The organism is Rhodococcus sp. P3_B8, assembly GCF_056402775.1.
Genome location: NZ_JBFUGT010000251.1, coordinates 1 through 9,842, shown reverse-complemented (window position 1 = coordinate 9,842; position 9,842 = coordinate 1). Strand labels below are relative to the sequence as shown.

Below are 9,842 nucleotides of genomic sequence, written 5' to 3'. Positions count from 1 at the left end.
GTGGCGCGGTGGGAGGGCCCCAAGGTCGCGAAGGGTGTCGCTCGCTGGCGCAGCGCGGCTCTCGCCGCCGCCAAGCAGTCCCGGCGGCCGATCGTCCCCGAGGTGTCGGAACTGCACCGCACCGCCGGAATGCTCGCCGTCGTCCGTGAGGTGGTCGGCCGGGGCGGTGTCGTCGCCGTGCTGCACGAGGCGGCCACCCAGGGCCTCGCCGAGCTTCCGCTGCGCTCGGCGGCCGAGATCGTGCTCGTCGTCGGCCCCGAGGGCGGAATCTCCGAGGAGGAGATCGCCGCACTGACGGACGCAGGCGCCGTCCCGGTGCTGCTCGGCCCGCACGTTCTGCGGACCTCGACCGCCGCGGCCGTCGCGCTGGGCGCCATCGGAGTCCTCACGGACCGCTGGGGCGCGGCCCCGCTAGCCTGACTGTCCGTGGACCGCATTCGCATCGCCTACGGAACCGAACCGCAGCAGTTCGGGCACTTCTACCCGCCCGAGGAGCCCGTGGCCGCCGCGGTCCCGGTGGTGATGGTCGTCCACGGCGGCTTCTGGAGCGGGAAGTACCACCTGAACCTGGGCACGAGCTTCGCGGTCGACCTCGCCCGCCACGGCGTCGCCGTCTGGAACATCGAATACCGCAGGCTCGGTGCGGGCGGCCGGTGGGACGAGATGTCCGCCGACGTCGTCGCCGCGCTCGACGCGATCGCCGGTCCGGTCGCCGAGCAGTCGCCCGTCCCGTTCGACCTGTCGAAGGTCCGGGTCGTCGGCCACTCGGCCGGCGGACAGCTCGCGGTGTGGCTCGCCGGGGAGAAGCGGACGGCCGTCCGGCCGGAGCGGGTCGTCTCCCAGGCAGGCGCCCTCGACCTCGCGTCCGCGGGCGAGCGGGGCCGGCGGATCGGCTACATCGAGGATCTCCTGGGAGTCCCCTTCGACGAAGACCCCGACCGGTACCGCGCCGCGTCCCCACTGCACCGCATCCCCACCGGGGTGCCGGTGGTGTGCGTCCACGGCACGGAGGACGCGCAGGTTCCGGCGAAGGTGAGTGTGCGGTACAGCGAGGCCGCGCGGGCGGCCGGGGATCCGGTCGCGCTGCATGTCGTCGACGGCGAAGACCACTACGCCTTCCTGAATCCCGAGACCGACTGCTGGAAGATCTCGCGGGACGCCCTACTGTCCGACGCCGGCGAGTTCTGAACCGCGGTCGCCGGATTCGGGCGTCACCGGGCGTCCGGGCAGGACGAGGGCCACGATCACGGCCCCGATTCCCTGGCCGTTCCCGTCCAGGAGTGCCGGGAGGTGCTCGGCGCGGGTGACCGATCGGTGACCGGTTCCGCATGCTGTGTGTCGTTCGCCCGCCGCGAACTCGACGAGCAGCGCATCCAGATCTCCTCGGGGTGGTGTGCAACCGGGACGTGCGGGTCGTCGAGCGGGTCAGCGTTCCCGGGTGTTCTCGTCGTACCTCTCGCGGAATCGACGACGATCACCCTGCTGGACCAGGCGAATTCCGGCGAAGTGCAGGATTCGGGGGCATCGTGCGCGGTCGCGTACCTCGCGGTGCTCGGGCCGACGCCGGCCGGCGGGGCGCGCGTCGTGGACGAGGCGCGGCACCGGTTGCGCGAGCATCAGGACGTCCCGAAGCGGTGACGGCGTCGCGTAATCGGGTGGGCGCCGTGACCTGCGAGCGATAGACTTCCCTCATCACGACGACCGTCGTGACCGCCCAGGAACCGGGAAGAAGGCCATATTCCTCACGTGAGCGAACAAGACCAGAACGGCGAGACGTTCGGCGCCACGCGTCCGGCGGAACGCACCGTGCGTTCGAGTATCGATCTCCCACCCGAAACGGTCCCGCCTCTCCTCGGTTCTTCCGACGAGAATCTGCGCGCTCTCGAACGGGTCCTGGACGCAGACATCCATGTACGCGGCAACGCCGTCACACTGACGGGACGGCCCGGCGACGTCGCGCTCGCCGAACGGGTCATCGCGGAACTGGGCTCCATTGTCGGTCGCGGGCAACCGCTGACCCCCGACGCGGTGCGTCGCACGGTCGGCATGCTCACGCAGGGGCTGAGCGATTCGCCCGCCGAGGTCCTGACCCTCGACATCCTGTCGCGGCGCGGCAAGACGATCCGGCCGAAGACGCTGAACCAGAAGCGCTACGTTGACGCGATCGACGCCAACACCATCGTGTTCGGCATCGGGCCCGCCGGTACCGGCAAGACCTACCTCGCCATGGCGAAGGCGGTGCAGGCCCTGCAGACCAAGCAGGTGTCGCGGATCATCCTCACCCGTCCCGCGGTCGAGGCGGGGGAGCGGCTCGGGTTCCTGCCCGGCACGCTGCACGAGAAGATCGATCCGTACCTGCGCCCGCTGCACGACGCGCTCCACGACATGATGGACCCCGAGGCCATCCCGAAGCTGATGCAGTCGGGTGTCATCGAGGTGGCGCCGCTGGCGTACATGCGTGGCCGCACGCTCAACGACGCGTTCATCATCCTCGACGAGGCGCAGAACACCACCGCCGAGCAGATGAAGATGTTCCTCACCCGGCTGGGCTTCGGCTCCAAGGTCGTGGTCACCGGCGACGTCACGCAGGTGGACCTGCCGGGCGGTGCCCGGTCCGGGCTCCGCGCGGCCACCGAGATCCTCGGTGACATCGACGACATCTACTTCGCCGAACTCAACAGCAGCGACGTGGTCCGGCACCGGCTGGTGTCCGACATCGTCGACGCGTACGAGCGTTTCGAGGCGGACCGGGACGGCAAGGTCGAGCTCGGGAACCGCGCACAGCGGAGAGCGGCGCACTCGCGTTCTCCACGACGGTAGGGTGAGTGTCGCCGGAACCAGGAGGAAGCGACACACATGAGCATCGAAGTCTCGAACGAATCGGGCATAGACGTCTCCGAAGAGGAGCTGATCAGCGTTGCCCGCTTCGTGATCGCGAGGATGGACGTGCACCCCGCGGCCGAGTTGTCGATGGTCCTCGTGGACTCGGCCACCATGGCCGACCTCCACATGCGGTGGATGGACCTGCCCGGTCCCACCGACGTGATGTCGTTCCCGATGGACGAGCTCGAGCCCGGCGGTCGCCCGGACTCGCCCGAGCCCGGCCCGTCGATGCTCGGTGACATCGTGCTGTGCCCGTCCTTCGCCGCGGACCAGGCCGACAAGGCCGGTCACCCGCTCGCTCACGAACTCGCTCTGCTCACCGTGCACGGTGTGCTCCACCTCCTCGGCTACGACCACGCCGAACCGGAGGAGGAGAAGGAGATGTTCGGCCTGCAGAACCAGTTGCTCGAAGATTGGTACGAGGATCTTCGCAGGGCCGAACGCGACGCCGCACTCGCTGCCCGGGATCAGAAGCTGCTCGGCAAGGCCGGCTTCTTCGACTCACCGGACCAGTAACCGCCACGTGAAGGGTCTTCTGTGAGTAGCGCCATCGCGCTGATCGTCCTCGCGATCGTCCTCGTCCCGCTCGGTGGTGTCTTCGCCGCCGTAGATTCCGCACTCAACACGATCTCGTCCGCGCGCATCGAGGAGATGGCGAAGGAGGATCGCCCCGGAGCCACCCGCGTGCTCCGCATCCTGTCGGATCGCCCGCGTTACGTGAATCTCATGGTGCTGCTGCGCATCCTGTGCGAGATCACGGCCACGGTGGTGCTCGTCGGTGGCCTGTCCGATCTCCTCGAGCCCGTGTGGGCGCTCACGTTCACCGCGATCATCATGGTGCTCGTCGACTACGTGGTGATCGGGGTCGGCCCCCGGACGCTCGGTCGCCAGCACGCCTACTCGATCGCGTTGATCACGTCGTTTCCCCTGCAGGTCATCGGAACTCTGCTCGGTCCGATCAGCCGCCTCCTGATCCTGATCGGTAACGCGATCACCCCGGGTAAGGGATTTCGCAACGGCCCCTTCGCCTCCGAGATCGAACTGCGCGAACTCGTCGACATGGCGCAGGAGCGCGGCGTGGTGGCCGACGAGGAACGCCGGATGATCCAGTCGGTGTTCGAACTCGGCGACACGTCCGCCCGCGAGGTGATGGTGCCGCGCACCGAGATGGTGTGGATCGAGAGCGACAAGAGCGCCGGACAGGCGACGTCGCTGGCTGTCCGCAGCGGACATTCGCGGATCCCCGTGATCGGGGAGAACGTCGACGACGTGCTCGGTGTGGTGTACCTCAAGGATCTCGTGCAGGAGACGTACCACTCGCGCGACGGCGGACGCAGCGTCCGCGTCGCCGACGTGATGCGGCCCGCCGTGTTCGTGCCCGATTCCAAGCCCCTCGACAGCCTGCTCGCCGAGATGCAGCGCGACCGCAACCACATGGCCGTGCTGGTCGACGAATACGGCGGAATCGCCGGGCTCGTCACCATCGAGGACGTCATCGAGGAGATCGTCGGTGAGATCGCCGACGAGTACGACCAGGACGAGACACCGCCCGTCGAGGATCTCGGCGACGGCATGTACCGGGTCTCCGCGCGTCTGCYGATCGAGGATCTCGGCGAACTGTTCGGCATCGAGGTCGAGAACGACGAGGTCGAAACAGTCGGCGGGCTCATCGGTTACGAGCTCGGCAGGGTGCCGCTCCCGGGGTCGGAGGTCGTCTCGCACGGTCTCGTCCTGCGCGGCGAGGGCTCACCCGACGTGCGCGGGCGGGTGCGCATCAGCACGGTCTTCGTGCAACGCGCCCCCATCGACGAGGACGACAGTGGCGACGGCGACCGGGAGGACGGCGATGACTGAACTGGGCGACGAAGACGCCAAACTGGTCGTGCTCGCGCGAGGAGCGTTCGGCCGCACCGGAAGTGGTCAGGGCGCGGCCGTCCGCGATCTCGACGGCCGCACCTACTCGGCGGGCGCGGTCGCGCTGGCGGCGCTGTCGCTGACCGCGCTGCAGGCTGCTGTCGCGGCGGCGGTGTCGAGTGGCGCCGAGGGATTCGAGGCCGCAGTCGTGATCGGCGGCGACCCGGAAGACCCGGGCATCGCCGCCCTACACGAAGTCAGTGCGCAGGCGGCCGTCGTCTTCGCGCGAACCGATGGATCCGTGATCGAGGAGCAACATGAGTAAAACCGAATTCCGTTCCGGATTCGTCTGTTTCGTCGGACGGCCCAACACGGGCAAATCCACGCTGACCAACGCGCTGGTGGGCAGCAAGATCGCGATCACGTCCTCGCGTCCGCAGACCACCCGCCACACCATCCGCGGCATCGTGCACCGCGACCACGCGCAGCTGATCCTCGTCGACACCCCGGGGCTGCACCGCCCCCGGACGCTCCTCGGCCAGCGCCTCAACGACCTCGTGCGCGACACCTACTCCGAGGTCGACGTGATCTGCCTGTGCATCCCGGCGGACGAGAAGATCGGCCCCGGCGATCGGTGGATCGTGCAGCAGGTCCGTCAGATCGCGCCGAAGACCACGCTCATCGGCATCGTCACGAAGATCGACAAGGTCAGCAAGGACATGGTCGGGCAGCAGTTGCTGGCCGTGTCCAAGCTCCTCGGTCCCGAGGCGGATGTCGTGCCCGTCTCCGCCGCCTCCGGTGAGCAGGTAGAGGTGCTCGTCGACGTCCTCGCGTCGAAGATGGAGGAGGGCCCGGCGTTCTACCCGGACGGCGAGCTCACCGACGAGCCCGAAGAGACGCTGATGGCCGAACTCATCCGCGAGGCCGCACTCGAGGGGCTCGGCGACGAACTGCCGCACTCCCTGGCCGTGGTCATCGAAGAGATCATCCCCCGCGAGGGACGCACCGAGAAGCAGGGCGAACTGCTCGACGTCCACGCCCTGCTCTACGTCGAACGCCCGTCCCAGAAGGGCATCGTGATCGGCAAGGGCGGCGCCCGCCTCCGCGAAGTGGGGACCAAGGCCCGGCTGCAGATCGAGAAGCTGCTCGGCACCAAGATCTTCCTCGAACTGCACGTCAAGGTGGCCAAGGACTGGCAGCGTGACCCGAAACAGCTGGGCCGCCTGGGGTTCTAGGCGGCTGCGCCACCCGTGCGTGGTGAACGAGTCCAGAGGCTCGTCAACCACTCACGGGGCGGCGGCCCTCAGAAGGAGGAGCACCGACGTCGCGAAGTCGTGATCGCCGTCGCTTCCGGTCGCGAGTCTCCTGAGCTGCAGGCCGGCGATGGTCGCGACGATGGTCGGTGCGACGGACGCGGCGTCCGGGACGCCGAGGGCGGTGAGGATCGTCACCGTCAAATCGTCGTACGCGGAGAAACATTCGGCCGCGGCCTGACGCAGCTCGTGGTCGCGTCCCGCCTGGATGTACAGCTCGAACGGGGCGATCCGCTCGGCGGAGAACGCCAGGTCCTTCGCGACCTTCCCGGTGAGCGCCGCGGCRTCCTCGAGGCTCAGTCCCTTGTCCCGGTACCCCTCCGCCAGCTCCGACAGCCGCTGCGTCTCCTCCGTCACGAACCCGGACAGCGCGGCGCGCAACAGGTCCGTCTGCGTGGGGAAGTGGTACGTGATGGAGCCGAGCGACACGCCGGCCTGCGCGGCGATCCGCCGATTGGTCACGCCGGGAATGCCTTCCGTGCCGACGATGTGCAGCGCCGCCGCGAGGATGCGGTCACGAACGTCCGTCGAAGCCACCGGTCACCACCATTTCTCGGGACGTTCCAGGTCCCACCGCAACACCGACTCCAGCTGAGCCGCAACCGACACCAGCAGCGGCTCGGCGCCCTCGTGTCCCATCAGCTGGGCTCCGGTCGGCAGGTTGCCGGACGTGAACCCGGCCGGCACGTTCACGCTGGGCCAGCCCAGCACGTTCCACGGCCACGCGTACGGGCAGACCGCGGTGATCACCTTGTCCGTGGCCCACGAGCTGATGCCGTCGATCCCCTCGACCCTCGGTGGGGGAGTCGCGGTGGTCGGGGCGAGGACGAGGTCGTACTTGTCGAAGATCGCCCCCACCCGTCGCTGCATCCTCGGCTCGGCGGCGCGGGCGGCGCGTAGCGGTGCCCCACGCAACAGTCGCCCGGTCCGGGCGTTGCCCTTCGTGCGGGGGTCGACGAGTGACGGGTCCGGGACCTTCCGCACCCAGTCGTCGATGCCGACCATCGACCGCGGGAGGAAGCCGAGCCCGAACATGATCCCGTAGTCGGGGTCGTCCACCACGACGCGATGCCCGAGCTTGCGCAGCGCCTCGGCGATCCGTGCGACGCCCTGGCGGACTTCGGGATGCAGCGCGGTGGGGGTCGCGGTGAACGGGATCCGCAGCGACAGCGCGATCCGCAGCGGTCCGGGGTCGCGGCCGACGGCGTCGCTGACGGTGACCGGTGCGGGCGTGTGCAGGTCGCCCTCGTGCGGTCCCGACGCGACGTCGAGAAGCAGCGCCGCGTCGGCGACCGTCCGAGCCAGCGGGCCGTTGACGGTGAGGCCGTAGAACGCCTCGGCTGCCGGCCAGGTGGAGATTCGGCCGCGTTGAGGCTTGATCCCGACGAGGTTGGTCCAGGCGGCGGGGATGCGGATGGACCCGGCGCCGTCCGAACCGATCGCCGCGGCCACCACACCGGCGGACACGGCCGCCGCGGCGCCGCCGGACGACCCCCCGGGGGTGTGGTCACCGTTCCAGGGATTTCGGGTGTACCCGAAGGCGGGACCGCCGGTCAGCGGCCACTGTCCCAGCTCCGGACTGTTGGTCTTGCCCACGACGACGGCGCCGGCTGCGCGCAGGCGTCGCACCAGCTCGGAGTCGCGCGCCGCGGGCGGGAAGTCGCCCGGGCACCCGAACGCGGTCGGCTCGCCGGCCACGTCGACGTCGTCTTTCACGGCGATCGGGACCCCGAGCAGCGGCAGGCGCTCACCGGCGGCGATCCGGCGGTCGGCCTCGGCGGCTTCGGCCAGTGACTTGGTCCGGCGGATCACCTTGAACGCGTTGAGCGTCGGCTGGCTCGCGTCGATGCGGTCGAGGGCGGCGCGGGTGGCCGCGACCGACGTGGTGGCGCCCGAGGCCAGCGCCTGCGCCTGCTCGACGAGTCCCGGGGACCGATCTCCGTCGTTGTCGCGTTGCCGTCGATCGTCCAGTTGTCCCGCGCTCATGTCGCCCCTCCCCGTGACTGTTCGTTCGAACGAACAGTATCAGCCGAGGTGTTGCCGGATCACCCTCCCGATTGCCTCGGCCGCCCCGCGAGCCTGCGATTCGGGGAGTCGGGCGTACCCGCAGACCAGCCCCCGCGGGCCGTCCGCTGTGGTGCGGTAATCCGCGAGGCTCGGGACCGTCACGCCGTGGTCCTGCAGCTCAGCCGACACGGCGACGTCGTCGACGGAATCGGGCAGCGTCAGGACGACGTGGAGGCCGGCCTCGATGCCGGCCAGCCCGGCACCGTCCGTGTCGACCGCGGACAATTGCTGCTGCAGTGCGGTGACGAAGGCCGCCCGGCGGGCCGAGTAGGTGCGGGAGGCGCGGGCGAGGTGCCGTGACAGCGCACCGGAGTCGATGAAATGCGCCAGCGCGAGGGCAGTGGTCGCGCAGCACGCCTCACCGCTCGCGTCGAGGGCCCGGACGAGTCCCTGCCGGAGCGCCGGAGGCGCGATCACCCACGCCACCCGGATCGAGGGAGTGAGGATCTTCGACGCCGTGCCCACGTACGCCACGCATTCCGGCCCGCGGTCGATGCTGCGCAGGGCGGGCAGTGCCGACACGTCGTATCGGAACTCGCCGTCGTAGTCGTCCTCGATGATCACCGTTCCGGAGGCCGCGGCGTCGGCCACGAGCCGCGCCCTGCGGCCCACCGGCATCCGGGCCCCCATCGGGTACTGATGGGCGGGCGTGCAATAGGCCGCGGCGTCGGTGGCGCGCAGCAGGGCGGGGTCGAGGCCGTCGCCGTCCACGGACACGCTGCGCGTCCGCACCCCCGAATCGTCGAGGACGGTGCGGGCCCGGCTGTAGCCGGGCTCCTCGAACACCACGTCCCGGCCGCCGAGTCCTGCTGCGGCCACGAGGGTGCGGAGCGCAGCGGCGACTCCGGGAACGATCACCAGTTCGTCGGGGCGCGCCGCGATCCCCCGGGTGCGGCGTAGATGTACCGCGAGGGACCGTCGCAACTCCGGGTGCGCGCCGGGGCCCGGGACGTCCGAGGTCACGGCCGCGGCGGCGGCCGTCCGCCACGCCCGGCGCCAGTCGACGGTGGAGATCAGGGCGGGATCGGGGTGGCCCGGAGTGAGATCCCACCGCGCCGCCGGTGTCCCGGGGGCGGCGGCGGAGGCCTGATCCGACGTTCGGGTGATCGTGTGCGAGGCGACGTGTGCACGGGCCGCGACGTCGGCGCCCGGTGCGATCCGGGTGCCGGAACCGGCGCGGGCGTTCGCGTATCCGGACGAGCAGAGTTCGTCGTAGGCGTCGACCACCGACGCCCGCGCGACCGTCAGGTGTGCGGCCAGCGCCCGCGAGGAGGGCAGTGGGTCGCCGGGTCGCAGGCGACCCCCGCGGATCTCGTCGAGGATCGACTCCGCGATGCGGTGCCGCAGCGGCGCGTCGGCGTCGGGGAGCCGCAACGTCAGGTGCAGTTCGGGGCTGATGCGGGGCATGGTCCCCACAATACTGGTCTGTCGATATTGATAATTGTGGATCTGGAAGCTGATCCACATAGGGGTGAGGATGGTCTCGTGGACAAGATCATGAGATACCCGGACCGTGCCCGCACCGAACGCGCGCAACTCGACGCCGTCCTCGACGCCGCGCCGATGGGCACCCTCGCCACCGTCGTCGACGGGCTGCCGTGGGCCGTGCCGATGCTGTACGCCCGCGACGGCGACAGGATCCTGCTGCACGGCTCCACCGGGGCCGGCGCGCTGCGGCAGGTGGCGGCAGGCGCACCGGCGGCGCTGTGCGTCGCGATGCTCGAC

General features: G+C 70.1%; 12 protein-coding genes. 9 read left to right on the top strand and 3 right to left on the bottom strand.

Annotated features, from left to right (window positions below; translation table 11 throughout):
* From AC1D1G_RS35850 to era, 8 genes are all read left to right on the top strand, one after another.
* A partial coding sequence (locus AC1D1G_RS35850) for an RsmE family RNA methyltransferase (RefSeq protein WP_477955830.1) occupies positions 1-420 on the top strand: 420 nt, incomplete at its 5' end.
* 6 nt (positions 421-426) lie between these two features.
* The gene (locus AC1D1G_RS35845) at positions 427-1,188 is read left to right on the top strand and encodes an alpha/beta hydrolase family protein (protein ID WP_105415100.1); all 762 of its coding nucleotides are present in this window, start codon (positions 427-429) and stop codon (positions 1,186-1,188) included.
* Positions 1,189-1,314: 126 nt separating this feature from the next.
* Positions 1,315-1,638, top strand: coding sequence for a hypothetical protein (locus AC1D1G_RS35840; protein ID WP_477955828.1), 324 nt, complete (start codon positions 1,315-1,317; stop codon positions 1,636-1,638).
* Between the two features lie 108 nt (positions 1,639-1,746).
* A complete protein-coding gene (locus tag AC1D1G_RS35835) occupies positions 1,747-2,820 on the top strand; it encodes a PhoH family protein (protein WP_477955827.1) in 1,074 nt (357 codons plus the stop codon).
* 36 nt (positions 2,821-2,856) lie between these two features.
* On the top strand, positions 2,857-3,399 hold the full coding sequence (ybeY, locus tag AC1D1G_RS35830) for an rRNA maturation RNase YbeY (protein ID WP_477955825.1): 543 nt from the start codon (positions 2,857-2,859) through the stop codon (positions 3,397-3,399).
* Between the two features lie 21 nt (positions 3,400-3,420).
* Positions 3,421-4,737, top strand: a complete 1,317-nt coding sequence (locus AC1D1G_RS35825; RefSeq protein WP_477955824.1) for a hemolysin family protein — start codon at positions 3,421-3,423, stop codon at positions 4,735-4,737.
* A complete protein-coding gene (locus tag AC1D1G_RS35820; protein ID WP_105415158.1) occupies positions 4,730-5,062 on the top strand; it encodes a cytidine deaminase in 333 nt (110 codons plus the stop codon). The genes AC1D1G_RS35825 and AC1D1G_RS35820 overlap by 8 nt, the downstream gene beginning before the upstream one ends.
* Positions 5,055-5,972: a GTPase Era gene (gene era / locus AC1D1G_RS35815; RefSeq protein ID WP_011594322.1), complete on the top strand. Its 918-nt coding sequence runs from the start codon at positions 5,055-5,057 to the stop codon at positions 5,970-5,972. The genes AC1D1G_RS35820 and era overlap by 8 nt, the downstream gene beginning before the upstream one ends.
* A gap of 51 nt (positions 5,973-6,023) precedes the next feature.
* Here the strand turns inward: era and AC1D1G_RS35810 are convergent, their stop codons facing one another.
* From AC1D1G_RS35810 to pdxR, 3 genes are read right to left on the bottom strand one after another with little or no spacing between them, the layout of a single operon-like run.
* Positions 6,024-6,587: a TetR/AcrR family transcriptional regulator gene (locus tag AC1D1G_RS35810; protein WP_477955822.1), complete on the bottom strand. Its 564-nt coding sequence runs from the start codon at positions 6,585-6,587 to the stop codon at positions 6,024-6,026.
* Positions 6,588-6,590: 3 nt separating this feature from the next.
* Positions 6,591-8,036: an amidase gene (locus AC1D1G_RS35805; protein WP_477955821.1), complete on the bottom strand. Its 1,446-nt coding sequence runs from the start codon at positions 8,034-8,036 to the stop codon at positions 6,591-6,593.
* Between the two features lie 39 nt (positions 8,037-8,075).
* A complete protein-coding gene (gene pdxR / locus AC1D1G_RS35800) occupies positions 8,076-9,584 on the bottom strand; it encodes a MocR-like pyridoxine biosynthesis transcription factor PdxR (RefSeq protein WP_477955820.1) in 1,509 nt (502 codons plus the stop codon).
* A gap of 18 nt (positions 9,585-9,602) precedes the next feature.
* Between pdxR and AC1D1G_RS35795 the strand changes: the two genes are divergently transcribed.
* Positions 9,603-9,842: pyridoxamine 5'-phosphate oxidase family protein (locus tag AC1D1G_RS35795; protein ID WP_477955819.1), on the top strand; the 240-nt coding region annotated here is incomplete at its 3' end.